The following is a 17,103-nucleotide window of genomic DNA, read 5'->3' on the forward strand; positions in this document are numbered from 1 at the left end:
ATCTAGTGAATTCCTTCCAACGGGATTCGGAAGGTAAAGCGGGTCCCTTCTCCTTTTTGGGAATGAACCTGGAGGGTTCCTCCCAACTGCTCAACCTCTTGTTTGACAATGGACAGGCCAATTCCTCTGCCCGATACGAGACTTGCATGTTCTTGAACCGTGACATCCTCAGCCAATGCCAGCTTCAGCTTTTCCCTATCTCCGCCACGCCCATCATCACGAATCGTGACGCACAGGGAAGTATCCTCTTGCCAAATGCGGCATTGAATCTTGCCGCTGCGTTCTTTTCCGCATGCTAATCGTTCTTGCTCTTCTTCCATTCCATGATCAATGGCATTGTTGAATACGTGAACCAGGCTCCTCGCAAAATTCTCGAATCGCTCCGGATCGACCAGTACTTCTTCCACATCCCATTCGACCGGATCGATAGTCTTATTCAGACGGATAGCGAGCTCGCTTACATAGTCTTCATAACGGGACAACATGTCCTTCATGGGACGATAACGCAGCTTGCGGATGCGGTGGAGCAGCTCCTGCTGAGCTTCCCCCTGTACCAGACTGGTAATCTCGTGCTCGAAGCTTTCCCATCGCTCTTTTGCAATGGTGTGCACATGCTCGTTATGATTCAGGAATCCGACCCCGAGCTTGTGCTGCATGATCGACAAATCCTGTTGCATCGCAGCTTGAACCTCTGCGAATGACCGCTGGGCACGCACATCCTCGTCGGACAGGCGTTCTTCGGACTTTGCCCATTGAATCAACCACGACTCCAAATCATGCAGCTTTTGTGGTGTATGAATCAGGTGTAATTGGCTGAAGTCACCTTTAAACTGATGAATTTGAGCGACCAATTTGAATAGCTTCTCGGACTCCGCCATCGCTCCTCCGAGGATCTGCTTCCACCCCTCCTCAAAGAAAGCGTTAAAAGCTCGCAGTACCTTTTGGAAGAGCGGGAGACTAATCGCTACCGTTACGACCATATTCAACCTTTGCCATTCTCGCTCCATCTTTGATTTGAGCGCCCGCTGCTCACTCATATCAGTCAGAATCAGCATCAAGCCCTCTGGCGAATCTCGCCGATCTTCATAAATCGGCTTACATGCCAGCTTCAACGGCATTTGATTGATCTGGACTTCCGTAGGAAAGAGGCTGAGATACAGCTCTTTTTGCCCTTGGTCTTTTGCTTCAAAGTACTTTTCCAAAAGAGATTTAATGAACACGCTGTCCTCTGGACGATCTGGGTATAGTAGCTCTGCAACCGATACTCCAGCCAGTTCTCTCCCAAAAATCCGCAGACATTCCCGACTGTATTCAGAATGGACCAGCAGGTTTTTTGAAAAAGAAAGGAAGCCTTGTCCGGCATTGTTTAACAGATTTTTATTCTCCTGCAAAAGTGCCTGAATCTCATTGGTACGCTCTGTCACAATCTTTTCCAACGATTGATTCCATTGCTCCAATTGATGATACAGTCTCGCATTTTCAATAAAGATTGCAATTTGCGAGAAGATCAGTCTGAGCGGCTCTGAGCGCTTTTCGTTGAACACATGTGTCGTCTCGTTGTTCTCCAAATAAATGACACCAATCATTTTTCCTTGCTGCCATAGCGGGGAGCATAGAATCGATTTCGGCTGGTGCTTCGCAATGTACGTATCACGGAAAAAGACGCCTTCAACCGAAGCGTTGTGGAGCACCAGCATCTCTTCTGTACGAATCGTATAATTCACGACAGCTACAGAGAGCATCCCACTATGCTCATACGGGACAGACTGCATAATCTCCACATCCAAATCGACAGAGCCTGCCGCTTCGATGAGCCAGTCACCATCTTTTTTCAGCAGGAGGATTCCTTTCTCCGCACCTGCATTGCTCATCACCGTGCGCAGCATCGTCGCCAACAGCATTTCCAAGCGGAGCTCGCTAGCAATCGTTTGCGACGCTTTGATGACACTCATTAAATCGACGAGGTCTGCTGTCTGGTCAGTCGTGGCAATCTCGGCGGAAGCCCCCAAGCTTCTAACCCGTTGCAAAAGATACGGGTACCGTTCCTCAATCTCTCGTGCCTTGGCGACCGCTCCCCATAGCATGTAAACCTCGTGCGCCTCCGTCATGTATGCCTTCGCAATCGTTTCCATTCCAAGTGCCAAGTAATGCTGGGCAGCCAATTCATTTGCCATTGCCTCGTTTTGCAAGAAAACATCCTTTTTGGCGAGTTGAACCGCCTGTTCGTAAAAAGGACCCGCTTCTTGTTTTTTCTCAGTCACACGGAGCCACTCAGCATACATCAGCAACCACTTGTGCTGAAAATTTTCCGGGCATTCGTTTGCCCACGTCTTCATCTTTTTGAGATTTGCTTTGATTTTTTTCCCATACCTCGATTTTTCCTGTCCGTTGGCGTTCTCATAGAGCCCCGTCAATGCCAGTGTTTGCATAAAAACTTGCTGGCTGACAAGTACTTGTCCGCTGACTGAATCCATCCATTGCTCCGCTTCAGCCAGCAACTGGGCTGCCTCCAGGTGGTTCCCGTACATGAGGTGAACCATCGATTTATAGTAGTAGTACATGTACCGTTTGTAGCTGTTTCCTTCTTTTTGCAAGTTACTTACATAGGCAACTTCGTCAAATCCATCATGGCAAAACGCCGTTCGTTCATTGTCCGTCCACCTTGTAAAAGTATGCAGCGCCTGGCGCAATAACAGGAGCCGGTCATCGTGATCAACGACCTTGATTTGTTGAATCATATCGCTGTATTCCTCGATTTGCTGCTCCAATTCTTCCACTGGCACACCACAATAGAGCATGGCCTCCAAAAGCCCATGGGCATTATAGGCAGCATAAATGTTGCCCCCGCCGTCCAAGCCGAGCTGAATCGCTTTTTTCAGGAGAGGGATGTTCGTCCGCGCATGCTCGCACCAGTGATTGATCAGTAGGGCAAACGCGCCATACGCCTTCGTCATGGCAATCGGATCGGCGAAGCTGTCTGCTACACGGCAAGCCAATTGTCCAAATTCATAAGCCTCTCGATATTTTCCGAATTGAGCAGCTTGTACGATCCCGTAACCGGTATAACCATTTGCCGAAGCGACTGCGTTTCCGTGCACGAGTGATAGATGAAGGGCACGCAAAATCGTTAAAGCAAACCAATTGAGATTGACAAAGTAAGCAGATGGACCGGCGTAGCTGATGATACTCATCGCCATCTGATAATTTTCATCGGGAACATCCGGCAAATACAGCAACTCATCTATTTTTCTGCCTTTGAGGCGGCGCTTGATATGAAACATTTCCATAATGATATCGAGCTTGCCAGGCTTTTTCGGAATCGGTACGCCTAATAACCCCAAGGCTTCGCTTGCGATCTCCATGACTCGCGGAAATTCAGCCAATCGCGTATACATGCGAATTTCCATTTCCAAAATGCGAACGCGTTCCCGGTCTGTTTTGGCATGCTGCATCCCGCGTTCGAACAATTGTTTTGCCTCATCCAATTGGTTACAGAGGTACGTCGTCTCCGCAGACAACGCACACAACTCCATGGTCAGATCATGATTGTGCTGCCAGCCCTCTTCCCCCATCAGCTCGAGACCGCGCTGGAAATACTGCAAGGCCGATTCAAATGCCGCAGAGGATTTCGCCTTTTGTCCAGCGAGCAAATGACAGTGCGCTACATGCATGCGCTCCGCTTGATCCTCCAGCATCTCTTTGCCCCGATACATATGATCGCAAATTTCGAACAGGAAGCCAGATTCGCTTCCTTGGGACATTTCCCACATCATTCTGCCCAGCTTGACGTGAATCTGACCGCGCTCTGCCTCTGCTAACAACGAATAGGCGGCCTGTTGAATTCGATCATGCACAAAACGGAAACGAATCCTCATCTGAGACGCCACTTCTTCTTCCACGAGCGCAGCGTATGTCAGATATTCCGCTCCTTCAATCGGATAGATGAGACCTTCCTCAATCGCAGGCGAGATATACTGAATGGCTTCTGACTCTGTTTGATTCCGTGACTTGGCTATCAAATGAAGCAAAAACGAATTGCCCAAACAAGCAGCATAAGCGAGCTGCTGCTGAGTAGAATCAGGCAGTCTTCTCATTTTTTCTACGAGAAGATCGGCCACATTTTCCGTTGTACCCAACTTCTCGATTTCGACCAAATCCCATTGCCAGTTCCGCTCTTCTCTCCCATACCACAACAAGTTCCGATCATACAGCGTCTTAATGAATTCCCTTACATAAAACGGATTCCCGGCTGTTTTTTGCATGATAATCGTAACCAGCGGCTTCGTCATGTCCGTATCGCTATGCAATGTATCCGCTACTAACGCATTGAATTCGTGTTCTCGAAGCGGCAATAACGTGAATTGGCGCAAAATGCGGCTCTTGATACCTGTCTCTGTCAAAATGGCAATCAACGGATTCATCATACTGCCATCATGCTCACGATAAGCGCAAATCAATAGAAAATGACTGATCTGCCTATCTGCAATCAACTCTCGAATCAGGAAAAGCGAAGAAGAGTCCGCCCACTGCAAATCATCCAGGAACAAGACGAGCGGATGCTCTGGACGCGCCCAAATCCGAATAAAGCGTTGCATCACCCATTGAAAACGATTTTTTGCTTCTGCTGCAGGCAGCTCAGGTACGGCGGGCTGCTTGCCGATCACTGCTTCAAGCTGTGGAATGACATCCACGATCACTTGACCAAGACCTTGCACGGCGTCGAGGATCATCTCTCGCCAAGCGAGCAGCTCGCGTTCGTGGCCTGCCAATAACTGCTTGATCAAATCCTGAAAGATTTGAATGAGGGCCGAATACGGAACGGCCTGATTATATTGATCGAACTTTCCTGAAACAAAACGTCCCCGGCCTCTTAAAAACGCTTTTTGCGCTTCCAGCACGAGGGCAGACTTACCCACACCTGCAGACCCACTGAGGAGAACCATCCTCGTAGCGCCGTTCGTGACTTGCTCAAATGCATCGATGAGCATCTGGATTTCTTGCTCACGTCCATACAGCCTCTCTGGTATCCGCAAGTGATCAGCACGATCTTCTAAAGCAAGCGGAAAAGGCGTAATCAAACCGTTTTGTTCAAGCTGGTCATAGCAGCGCTGCAGGTCTGCCAGTAAGCCAGTCATGCTAAAGTAGCGATCCTCTGTATTTTTTGACAGACACTTCATCACAATGTCCGATAGAATCTCTGGAACGGATGGTTTTACACTGGAGGGAGCGAGCGGCTTTCTCGCCATATGAGCATGTATGAGTTCAAGCATGTCCGAAGTTAAAAAGGGCAGCTTTCCCGTCAATAACTCGTAGAGCGTGACACCAAACGAATAAATATCGGAACGGTAATCGACGGTGCGATTCATTCTCCCCGTCTGCTCCGGCGACACGTAGCGAAGATTTCCCTTCCATTCTTTTGGATTCATCACACTTTGGTATTCTTGGTGGGATTTCGTCGCCAACCCAAAGCTACCAAGCTTTACCTCATAGGTTTCAGGATGAACCAGGATATGATCGGAATTTACATCCTTATGAATGATTCCGTGCTGATGGATTTCCTTCAAGCAGGAAGCCATGCGGACTGCAAGGAAGAGCATCTCCTTCAGCGACAGTCCTTTCATTTTCATAAGCAAGGAGAGCGGCACTCCCCCGAAATCTTCCGTAATCATTACCGTCTCACGGTTGTGATTAACAAGTTCGATGATCGTTTCCACTGCATGGGATTCCAATGATTGAAGAATGCGATATTCATGCTTCAGTTTCCACAGAGATTCTTTATGGGAAGGCCCTTCCATCGGTACTTTGAACAAGACAGGGAGATTGTCGTCATTTCTGTAACCCCGATAAATTCCCAATTTTGAATGAGTGGAAAGACACTCTGCCACCCTATAACCTGGAACCACGATCATGCCGCTCATACTATCCACTCCATCTTTAGGTAGAACATCCTATCTTTTTAATTGTTGCCCCGGAACAAATAATCTATATTTAATCTATATTCTGTCTTAATATAATCTCTTTTTACTATTTTTCAAGGAGGTATAGTTTTGTCAAATCTAAGTCGCAGTGTAAGCAACCCGCACAATAATGAAGTGGTCACCTTTTTAAAGACAACGGAAGAAACCAATGGCGAATATTTGTTATTTCGTACCGATCTTCCACCGGATAATGGGATTTTTCTACACTATCATACAAAACTTGTCGAAACCTTTGAAGGTGTAATTGGAAACTTAGAGGTAACCATCGATGGAAAAAAGGTAATCTTGAAGCCTGGAGAGAAGCTAAACATACCGACAGACAAGGTTCATGGGTTCCACAATCCCTCTAACGAATTCGTCAGCTTCCATGTCGAAATCCGTCCGGCAGGTACTTTTGAAGCATTTGTCCGCTGTGGATACGGGCTCGACACAGACGGGCGCAGCTTTTATTTGCCGTTTATCAAGCAAAATATCCCGAAAAATATTCTCCTCTTGGGAACGATCTTTCAAATGGGGGAGTTTTACCTCCCAATCATTCCGCGCTTCCTGCAAAAAGGCATGTTCGCTGTGCTCGCTGCATTGGCTCGTTGGACAGGCTCAGATAAGTCGCTGGAAAAGTACTACAAAACCTCTCCAGATGCACCAGTCTCCCATTCCGAGGTCGAGCAAACAGCGCAAAAGACGTTACAGGGATAAAATGAGAAAAGACACCATAGGGATTACTCCAGCTCTGGTGTCCTCCACGCTTCTTATATCCACATATTGCAGGATCAGGTAACTACTTCACCGCAACAGAGCATAGAGCTGCTCTTGCACGTTGTTTTGACACATGCCTCCATGATAACAAATGATACTAGTAATTTCCAAGTTCTCGAACTTTTTTAATGAGTTTACTGCCACTTCCATATCAAGAGTGTTTTGCGGAATCGGTCCTCGCAGTGCTTCGTTCATGTACACCATAGCATCGCCTGCTATCAAGGTCTTGCTATCTTGTACATATAAGCTGATATGCCCCGGCGTATGTCCGGGAGTATGAATGATGCGGATTCCCCCACAATACGGCAGAATCTCTGCGTCTGCCAGTGTCTTGTGCACCATTGCCTTGGGCGGATTTTCACAAAGCCATTGCAAGTACTCGCGCTCCTTTTCAGGCAACATCGCAAGTAAAGGAGCCATGTTTTTGGGGTCTGCTTTGAGGAGTGGGCGTGTGCCTTCGATGTACGGCTGATCTAGCTCATGCGCGTATATTTCAACCTGTCCGCCAAGCTCACGAACAATTTCTGGAAGACTGCCGATATGATCAAGGTCCTGATGTGTCAAAATGATAGCCTGTAAACGCTCAGGTGGTATGCCAGCGCGGCTCATTTCCTGACGAATGGTCTCCCATGAACCCGGCATTCCTGTATCTACTAATACTGCTCGGTCATCATCCCAAAGCAAGGTGGGATAGATCACCATCGGCTTGCCAAATGCCTCTCCTTGTAGCGGAATCATTTTCACACCTGTGTTTGCTTTCATACCCTATTCCTCCTCACATCATTTCTTCGCACAACTACTTTTTATCACGGAGTGAGGAGTTTTTCAACAGAAAAATATTTAATTATACCACAAATAAAAATATTTGTCAATGAATTTTCAAGACGTCTTCTTGTACAAAAAAGACCCCCAAAATACGCGGTCGCTCCTACCCGAGCAGACCGCGTTGGCATTCTATTCTCTTAGGGTGTCGTTGTCTGAACGGGCTACCCACCCGTGGATGCATCTTGGCTTCGCTCCCCAAGAGCACCATCCACAGGTTGGATGTCAGGCTCGTCCACCATCAACCGATAAACCGGTACGAACACAGCCGATGGGCGAGTCGGTTCTGGCTGTGTTTCAGGTGGCTGTACGTGCGTACTCGTACCTCCCCAAACCATATAGCCTCCCCATGCTCCGGCACCTAACAAGACAACCGCGCTGGATATCACCGTGGCTTTGTGCCGAAACAGCTTCACGAGCGGATTAGCTGTTTCGCTGCGTACCTCGTCCAAAAGCTTGCGGAAATCAGCATTTCTGATCGCATACCACCGGTTTCGCCATTCTTTATCCCGCAATCTCTTGCCTTTCTCTTCAAGGAAAAAGACCTTCAATGCTTGTCTGTATGCAGGCAGCAAATACTTCCCTTCGAAAAACATCCGCTGGCTCATCGTCCATTGGATAAAAGACAATGTAACGGCTTCCCCACCATTTTGCTGAACATACCCTAGCAATTCAGCAAACTGGAATCCTTCCTGACCAAAATGATCTTCCCGGTAAAAGACCAGTGGGACCTGTGGGAACTCGTCTGCATGGAGCGGTTTACTCAACATATTCTGGATCATTCTTTGTTGCATAGAAATCGCTTCCCGATCCCATTTTCGGAAAAACTCTGCCGGATGTGTCGTGCTTCTCTCTTCATGCAGCTTCGCCAGATTCATGAGCATTTCTTGCTTGTGGCGACTCTCCATATCCAGCGTTCCGAAAAAGCTCTGTGGCTTCTCCTCTAAGAGGGCGATGAGAACCTGGAAATCATCCTTGGATAGCGTGTCTAGGGCGACGAGCTTCATCAAGGACTTGTCCAGCTCGTCCAACAGCTCATCGGCATAGCCGCGTGCCCCATCGATGTTTTCAAAGAACTGGTGGATGGTAATGGCGGCAGCGAGCTTTTGACGTTCCCGTGCAAAGAGACGCAAAACTTTTTCTGTTGTCGTAGCAATAAAGACGGCATTGCGCATCGCTTGCGGTTCTGTTTCTGACCAAAACCGGATTTCCTTTAGCATCTGGTCCAAGCTGGTCACGGCGGATACCCGCTCAGTCATATAATCCTCAAAGAGCGGCTTCACCAACTGCGGATAACCGAAAATCGTCCGCATCATGAAGCCAAACAGCTCCCGGTTGCTGGACAAATGCTTGTACACCTCTGCCACGTAGCTGCTCTGTCTTGCGGTCTTGGCCTTCATCAACACGTCCATCAGGAAGCGGATCAAATCCATTTGCAAGCGTTCCTGCTTGGTGACCCGGTAGGATTCAATCATTTGCTTGATCGTCTCGCCGTCGGGCAGCCGTTTGGACGAAAGCGCCTCTATTTCGATCCGCATCAGCATTTCCTGAAGCTCGATCAGCCGTTTCTTGCGGGTCAAGCTACTGTGCCCCAAGTAGCTGTTCAACGCCTGCCAAACGCCCGCCCGCTTGCTCTCATACACGGACGTTCGTCCCTTTTCAATCAAATACAGTGCGCACAGCTCATAATACGTGCGAAGGTTCAAGGCTAGTGCATGGTCCGCTCCAACCAGCACTTCCTCACAAAAATCGTGGAAGGCATCCAGAAGCCGTGCCTCATTGACATACTCCCAGGCAAAGTCGAGGTATTCGTGTCCCCCGTCCTGCAAATCGACGTTTTGAACGCGACCAAGGGAGAAGTCGAACAAAAAGTCTTTGTCGCTGTGTCCCCCGCCTGGGCGTAGGCTTCCTTTTTCTACGAACGTGACGTGGATATGCTTCTTGCTCTGCGGCTCATTGCTAAAAGTGAGAAAACCAAAATGTCTGCGCATCTCATAAGGCAGACAACTGTACAAAATCTCCAACAAATGAGCAGCACTCTTGGATGAGACACTAATATCCACATCCAGGCTGATGAACACCTTCTTTTTCGCAGCGAGCGAGGACATCACTGCAAAGAGGAGCTGTTTAAATAAACGCTCATCGACACCCAGCTGCCCTAGCAGTTGTTTTCGATCTTGCGGCAAGCCTTTTTCTGAAGGGATATCATCGACGGTAGGAAGCTCCTTACCTGCTGCATCGTCGTGACGATCTGCAAAAGTACGCACTCCGAAGATCTTGCTCGGATTCTTGATAAACTCATCTCGACGCTCTACCGGAATGACATAGTTGTGGCTGAAAAACGTATTGCGCTGCCCGGTAAAGTCCGCTCCGACAAATACACTTCTACCGAGAACCATCTCTCCTGATTCGGCTTGGAAGCTGACAAGCGCCTCCGGAAAGAGCGCCAGATTGCTTTCCGCCCGCTCTTGAAGCTGTCGCGGCGCATCGTATACGCAAAACGGATGGAGCGTCTTCTTGATGAATTGGTTATCCAGCCCTGGCGTTTTGGCGACAGTATCGTATCCTTCGTTCGAACGGAAAACCCCTTGTCGCCCGCGGGTGTAGTACTGCTGCAAAATGGGCTGACGGTTGCTCACTACCGCTCCCTCCCCTCGATGTAATCAAGCTGGTGCATCAACCAAATAAACGGTTCATCGACGCGAATCGGCGTCACGACACCACTTACCCTTTGATTGACTGGATTGCTCCCCAGCGCAGATACAGCGAAATAGGCCGTATTCGTAAAGTAAACATCCAACGCGTCTTTAAACGGTCTATCCACCTTTTCGATGAATCGGCGGATTTCTCCATCGATGTTCTCAAATTCAGCCGTATTTAAATATTGTTCATGGACAAAATTGCGGAAAACATTGCTGTTGGACTTGATGTATTCACCATCGTCTTCCTTGATCAGATGCAGCATGTCGCTCTTCGTCAACACGACAGCGGTCGGAATATGGGTCTTGCTCTGCTCCTGATAACCGATGAAGTTCTCAAACAGCGTAATGACAACCTCACGCGGCTCGTCGTACCTTGCCGTGAATTCCCCTGGCTCATCCCCAGCTTGCAGCATGACCCGATCACGAATGGTCTTGATTTGCAGAGGATCGACCAGGAACAGGATGCCAGACGAGTTTTTCACATGCGCAGCATACAGCTCCAAATACTCGCGGTCGACCATTCCTTCGCCTGCTACGTCGAAAAACACCAGGATCAATGGTGCCTTATCGCTATCCTTGAAAATGAACTGGAAGATGAACGGCTCCTGACGCTTTTCTTTTTGCGTGGAATCAAGCAGCTGTCCGCGCTCAAACAAGGGTGCCTCATAGTTCTCCCGGAACTTGCGGCTAATCTGCGCATTGAGCGGCATACACGCGGCATCGAAGTGATTCGCAGTCGTGTTCTGCAAGGTATGAATCAGTGAGGTCATGTAAACGGACTTACCGACCTGGGACGCCCCGACAATCGAAATAATGTTGCTCGGCGCTTTCCCCGCCGTAATCGGCAGCTCGTTGTGGCATTTCGGGCACAGTCTGCGCTTGGAAACCATGCCATACCGGTCAGTCACACCTGCGAGGACGTTATCGACGTACAAATGGTTTTCCGACGGGATGGATTCTGGATCGATCACCGCTTCTAGCTCATCGATGGCATCCAGTCCGAATTTATCCCGATACGCATTGAGAATCTCATCCTCCTGCAACGCGTAGTCTTCGTCGTCCTGGCGATGATGCGTGGCACGAAAGACAACTTGGTCCGGTCCGTATTTGGCGAAGCAGTACGGGCAGACAATATCGTAAAAAGGAAGCCGTTCCTTGACCTGCGGCTTCTTCTCAAACATGTTTTTCAAAAACGACAGCATGGCGCATCCCCTCCTATTCAGGAATCAGTTCGTACATTTCTCCGTATTTTTTCCCGTCCGTAAAAAACAGACGGACGACGTCTTTTTTCCTGACCTCGATCTCCGGCATCAGATTGACACCGGGCTCGAGATCACGAATGAAATTGTATCGGGTACCGTCATCCTTGTGGGCGGGAGGAGAGCCTTCTTTTTTTACGTAGCAGAGTACGTCCCGCGCGATCGGAATCTCTGAAAAAATGCGAATCTGCAACGATTGATACTTGCTGAACCAGCTTCCGCCCCGTTTGAATGAGTAATAGATTTTGGCCTTTCCTGTGCTGACGTGGATCACATGGGCATCCCCGTCTGGCATGAGCAGTAGTGGCTTGCCATTTTCCAATCGGCAAGGAAAGATTCGGTATGTGTACCTGCCGATGCCGTCTGTTTTTTCCCGCAGCCCTTTGTGGACTTTGTATTCCTCTCGGGTATACAGCTTGAACTGACGATCATCCAGCTCGCTTATGTCAAAAGGGGCGCCAAACTGCGACTTGTGTACGTACACGCACGGAATATCCTGCGCCCAATGCCAATTGAGCACGTATTCGCTTCCTTGATACTGGCAGGTGACATCCTTGATGAAGGTTTCAGTTGTTTCCTCCCGATTAATCATGATTCATCATGCTCCCTTTACTCAAACCGCTTGCTGCTTTGGTTCCCGGCGTCCAACGCGCGAGGGTTTTGTCTGTTGTTCAGTCTGCGCTTTGCAAAAGACGATCCGCCACTCGTAGAAGCTGGCACAAAGAGAGTGAACAATGTCAGGATGACGGCGAGCAAAGAGCACGCCAGCAAACGTACCACCATATCGAGCAAGTCGATCGACGACAGACCCATTTCCAAAACGAGTCCAGCTAACAGTCCTGATACCGCCCCGCCAATCGTGAAGCTTTTGGCCAGATGGCGATTGTCAAAAATCAGACCCAGCGCCAAGCCGAGCAAAGCACCGATGATCAGAACACTGACCACACGGGTAATGGCGTAAAACATGCTATCTTCTGTCGCTCCTGTCCGCTCGGAAACAATATTGCGGTCTGTTCGGCTCATATCGTAAATCTGACCAAAGATTCCTGTCATTTGGTCCGCGTGTTCAACATTGAAGTAGCTACCGCCAGTCTCAGCAGCAATCTTTTGAAGCAGCGCCGTTCCGTCTGCATCGATTTGGCTCATGCCTACCGTATGGACAATCACGTGGTTTTGCTTGTAGGGCGCAAGGGCGGCAGGGACATCTAGATCACTATAGCCATCTGACATCAGCACGACCGTACTGTTCGCCATTTGATTGGCTTGGAGCTGGTCCAGCCCCGCTTGCAGTGCCAAGTCGATCCGGGTGCCTCCATCCGTGCGCGGAAATTGGAGTAGCTTCTTCACAACCTCATCCTTCACGGACTGGCTACTCAGCTCGGTGAGGGGTTGCAGCACGTTCGTTTGATCGTGAAACGTGACCACTGCTATTTTCATATCACTATCCATGCGCTGCACCATGTCGGCTGCTGCTTTGAACAATTGGTTATCCGGGTCAGACGACTGCATGCTGCCTGACGTATCCAGAACCATGACAATATTGTTGGCACCACTGGCCTGTTGAAACGATGACCCGTACAGCAGCTGAAGCAAGAGCGCCGCTACGCCCACCATCAAAAATGTGCTGGGCACGAGCATTTTCCAGGAAAAGCCCAGATAGCGCTGCTTCCAGCCGATTCCATTCAGTCGTGGCGAGATCATTTCCGCAATGAGGCACATCAATCCTACGAAAAAGGCATATTGACCAAAATAAAGTCCCATTAACAACCATTGCGGTATTTCTCCGGACAGCTTGCCGAGCATGACTTCCCCGACCAAAAATCCGATCACGCCACCTACCAGACTACACACCAGCATGAGTAAGCTTACCCTTCTCTGACTCATGACGACTCATCTCCTCCCACGCGGCGAAAGACAAACCCGCTATCCTCATAGGAAGCATGGTATTTCTTGTTATTGCGGTAAAACATCAACTCTTCCATGCCGAATCCACCCATCAGGTTCATTTTTTCTATCCCGCTTTTTTGTTCCTCGTGGATGCAGCCCAGCTTGTAGGTTCGTGTGCTCTCATCCTTGTGCAGCGCATACTGGACGAAGTCGTTGTGAATATCGGCAAACAAGTACTTCTCCTCATAGCGATGCTTTTGCAAGAAATGGAACACTTCGATGTGAACCGCTGCCCGCTCTTCCAGCACCAATGCCAGATCGAGGAACAAATCCTCCTTCGTCAGCACGGTTCGGTTATCATAAGCAGCCCCGACGTTGGCACGAGCCAGTAGCTCCGCCTCAAAAGATAAAGCAAATGGCGCACGGGTCAGAATCTCGTTCCGGCAAAACTGACACAGCCTCTCCACGAGTCCGGCGAGTCGATTCCCGCTGAGCAGAGCGCCGCTGCCAATATACCGTTGTTCCATGTAAAAATCACTGCCGCGTGAAGCTTCCAATGACCGGATCGTTTCATGGACAACCGATTCGTAATATTCGTCCACGTTTTTGCCCAAGTAATCAGTTGCTTCTCGAACGCTCGTCTTGGCGATTTCCCGCAGTTGCTTATGCAAGGCTTCCAACTGCTCGACTTGCTCACCTAACTGCCGGTGAATCTGCTCTGCCTGTTTCTCATAGCTCACAAGGATAGAGAGCATCATCTCCCAATCCAGCAGCTCCAGCTTTTTGCCATAAACAGCGTCCAGCAAATGGCGAATGAAGGTCCGCACACGCTCCTTATCCCGTGTGAAAAACCCTCCTACGCGAATGTCCTGCCGATCCACCCGCTCTTGGTAGAGATCGACTAGCTCGGCTTTCAACTGTTCAACCTGTCGAGATGTCTCGCGAATGCCTGTGCGCAGCTCATCCAGCAGGTTCGCTCCATTGGCGTGCTCGGCCGTGAGATAGTAAGCCGCATACAGCCCAAGCCGTTCATCCTCGATGACTGCTTTCTGAATCAAATCAGCCAAGGACTCCTGAGACAGCATGTGCTCCAGACGTTTACGCGCCCCAGAAACGACATTCGCTTCAAAAAAGGCTTGGCTGCTACCGTCAAACAAAGCTAGCTCTGCTTCGCGCATATTCATATTGCAAAGCTCGCTGTAGCTGATGCCAGAGGTCATGAGCCCCGTCATTTCATCCAAGATGTGATCCTCGGGAAGGATACCAGCCAATTTTCGCTGCAAATCATGCGCAGTTAATCCGAGCTTCTCTCTCGCTTTTGTTTTCGGCAAAACCTCGCCGTCCTGGAGTCGCTCCCAATAGCGGTCAAATACTGCGGACAGCACCGTCAGTGCAATCGCATGAGTCGGTCGCTTTACTTTGGATAGACCAGCAGACGCGAACTTGGTCTGCCCGTGTTCAACCGAGATGCTGCGCATAAATTGCAGCTTGTTATAGCCGTCATTGCTTTCATGGAACTCCGGCTCTACCTTTTTGTTGTTCAAAAGCACCAGCTTGCTGATCAGCTCGTAATTTTCTTGCATGCCGCCTTCGATAAACAAGCCATGCTCTGTCTTGTCACTCAATAGGTACGCCAGCGAAAATAAGGGAGCGTTCACATGCTCCACAGGCAGCTTCACGAGATCTTCTGTTACCAAAAGATTCGCTCGATAGCTGTAGTCACTCCGCTGATAACGATTGACCTCTTCCAAAAAACTGACCGAGAGCGCTGTCGAGAACCCGAATGCTTCCCCGTTGTTCTTTTCCTGTAACAGGACGTACAGGTCGACTGATACGTTTTTAAACAGCTCGTTGAGGTAGCTCTTGAGTAGCAGGGTCAGCTCTGGCAAAAGGATCGTGGCAGGGTCATCTGCCCTTGCCACGACGGCAATATTGACTTGCTGAAAAGCAGTGAACAACTTGCCCATTTCCGCTACCCGCACGCTTGCCAGCTTCATTACCTTGTTCAGTTCCATGGTGACAGCCTCATCGAGTAAAAAACGCTCGTGGATCGAGGTACGCATTTTTTTCTTGTCGTCATCTGCCTCTGGCAAGCGGCAGCCAATTACTTGCGGATGCTCCCACGTTTTCTCCTGATACGCATGGACATAAAGCACACCGTGACCATTTTGCCAACTGCGTTCGTTGTGGGCACGAACAGCTTGCAGTGCCTCTACGCTCTTATCCCCGAGAAAAAGGAAGAGCACGGGGTTTTGAATGCTTCGCTGTCCGTTTCCGCTATCCAGTTGTCTTTCCAATTCCGTAACGTATTGGGTCGCGAACTCTCCTATCAAATCCCTCATGCTTCCGTTGCCAAAAGATTGTAACAGTCTACAAATCCTTTGTTTGCTTCCTGCTTCATTGTGTTTGCTTTTGCCTAAGCTACTCGCATTTTTTATGACACTCCTCAGGCGTAACTTCCGGTACAACGAACCGTACAAATTAGCAATAACTTGTAGATGTTATCCTGCTAATTTAGCTAAATTGATAGATGAATTAAGGTCTCTATCTATTTCAAGCCCACAATTACATTTGAATACTCGATCTGACAGTTTTAGGTCTTTGTTTATTCGACCACAATCAGAGCAGGTCTTCGATGAGGAATACCACTTATCTGCTTCCATGAAACGAATACCATGTTTTTCGCACTTATACTGCAATTGTCGTTTAAACTCATGCAATTTCTGTTGTGCGATAGCTTTGGACAAATGGCGATTCTTCATCATGCCGGTAATATTCAAAGTCTCCATCACTACAGTGCTAGGTTTGGTTTTTACAATAGCATTTGTAGATTGATGGAGGTGATTAGTACGGATATTTGTTAGCCTTCGGTGGAGCAAACGAATGGATTTTTCCACTTTTACAATGTTGCAAGTTTTGACAAAACGGTTTCCCTCCCTGTTCATCTCGTATTTGCGAGAGACGTTACGTTGCAACCTCCGTAAACGTCTCTCTGCTTTCTTTATTGCTTGTGTCTTGTTGATATTTTTAAAGGTCATACCATTAGAACAAACTGCCAGCTTCTTCACACCTACATCGATTCCAATGACTTCATTTGTTAGAGCAGGCTTTACTCCATCTCTTTCAATGCCAACAGATAGATACCAATACTTGCCGTCAAATGATATTCGAGGATTGATATACTTTGTATCCATCGGAATTTGTTCTGAAGTAGAAACCCACCCTACTTTCAAAAGGAAAACGAGATCTTTCTTCACCTTCAACTTCACCAGGTCGTTGTAAAATGAAGGTTTTGTATGTTTACGACTTTTAAATCTAGGTTTGTCAGCTTGTTTCTTGAAGAACTTTTGATAAGCATCACAAGCATCTTTGACTGCTTGCTTGGTTATATCGTTGGAAACATCGTATAACCAAGCAAATTCCTTTGACTGTTTCACCTGTGTTAGTTCTTTACGCAGACTTCGATCAGGTAAAAACTTACCACCGTTTCGGTAGTTTTCTTCCTGCCTAGCAAGTGTCCAATTATAAGCCCAACGAGATGTTCCTGCTGATTTCCATAACTGATTTTCTTGTTTGGGAGTGGGTTTCAATCTAACTTTCATTGCAAGTATCATTTATATCACCATCACAAGACAAAACTTATGATTTAGTTTCACTCTCTAAAATCTGCAAAGCATTAGACTGTACTCCGAGCATCGT

At 48.4% G+C, this 17,103-nt stretch carries 9 protein-coding genes; 1 reads left to right on the top strand and 8 read right to left on the bottom strand.

Going from position 1 to position 17,103, the window contains the following annotated elements; translation table 11 throughout:
* Nucleotides 1–2 precede the first annotated feature (2 nt).
* Entirely contained in the window at nucleotides 3–5,918 is a 5,916-nt protein-coding gene (locus ACUUHJ_RS30370) for an AAA family ATPase (protein ID WP_472300880.1), read from the bottom strand.
* Between the two features lie 129 nt (nucleotides 5,919–6,047).
* On the opposite strand from ACUUHJ_RS30370, the gene ACUUHJ_RS30375 reads away from it, so the two are divergent.
* Nucleotides 6,048–6,674: a cupin domain-containing protein gene (locus ACUUHJ_RS30375; RefSeq protein WP_289675142.1), complete on the top strand. Its 627-nt coding sequence runs from the start codon at nucleotides 6,048–6,050 to the stop codon at nucleotides 6,672–6,674.
* Between the two features lie 87 nt (nucleotides 6,675–6,761).
* Here the strand turns inward: ACUUHJ_RS30375 and ACUUHJ_RS30380 are convergent, their stop codons facing one another.
* The 7 genes from ACUUHJ_RS30380 to ACUUHJ_RS30410 all read right to left on the bottom strand — a co-directional run bounded on the left by ACUUHJ_RS30380 (nucleotide 6,762) and on the right by ACUUHJ_RS30410 (nucleotide 17,018).
* Entirely contained in the window at nucleotides 6,762–7,496 is a 735-nt protein-coding gene (locus ACUUHJ_RS30380; protein ID WP_289675143.1) for an MBL fold metallo-hydrolase, read from the bottom strand.
* Between the two features lie 224 nt (nucleotides 7,497–7,720).
* Nucleotides 7,721–10,195: a GAP1-N2 domain-containing protein gene (locus ACUUHJ_RS30385; protein WP_472300881.1), complete on the bottom strand. Its 2,475-nt coding sequence runs from the start codon at nucleotides 10,193–10,195 to the stop codon at nucleotides 7,721–7,723.
* Nucleotides 10,195–11,460, bottom strand: a complete 1,266-nt coding sequence (locus ACUUHJ_RS30390) for a TRAFAC clade GTPase domain-containing protein (RefSeq protein WP_016739559.1) — start codon at nucleotides 11,458–11,460, stop codon at nucleotides 10,195–10,197. The genes ACUUHJ_RS30385 and ACUUHJ_RS30390 overlap by 1 nt, the downstream gene beginning before the upstream one ends.
* A 13-nt stretch (nucleotides 11,461–11,473) precedes the next feature.
* Entirely contained in the window at nucleotides 11,474–12,109 is a 636-nt protein-coding gene (locus tag ACUUHJ_RS30395; RefSeq protein ID WP_472300883.1) for a beta-mannanase, read from the bottom strand.
* A gap of 17 nt (nucleotides 12,110–12,126) precedes the next feature.
* Nucleotides 12,127–13,401 (bottom strand): vWA domain-containing protein, encoded by a 1,275-nt coding sequence (locus ACUUHJ_RS30400; RefSeq protein ID WP_289675148.1) that lies wholly within the window; start codon nucleotides 13,399–13,401, stop codon nucleotides 12,127–12,129.
* On the bottom strand, nucleotides 13,398–15,746 hold the full coding sequence (locus tag ACUUHJ_RS30405) for a hypothetical protein (RefSeq protein WP_472300884.1): 2,349 nt from the start codon (nucleotides 15,744–15,746) through the stop codon (nucleotides 13,398–13,400). The genes ACUUHJ_RS30400 and ACUUHJ_RS30405 overlap by 4 nt, the downstream gene beginning before the upstream one ends.
* A 159-nt stretch (nucleotides 15,747–15,905) precedes the next feature.
* Complete coding sequence (locus ACUUHJ_RS30410) at nucleotides 15,906–17,018, bottom strand: RNA-guided endonuclease InsQ/TnpB family protein (protein WP_289675150.1); 1,113 nt, start codon at nucleotides 17,016–17,018, stop codon at nucleotides 15,906–15,908.
* Between the last annotated feature and the right edge of the window lie 85 nt (nucleotides 17,019–17,103).

The sequence above is a fragment of the Brevibacillus schisleri genome (genome assembly GCF_055685845.1).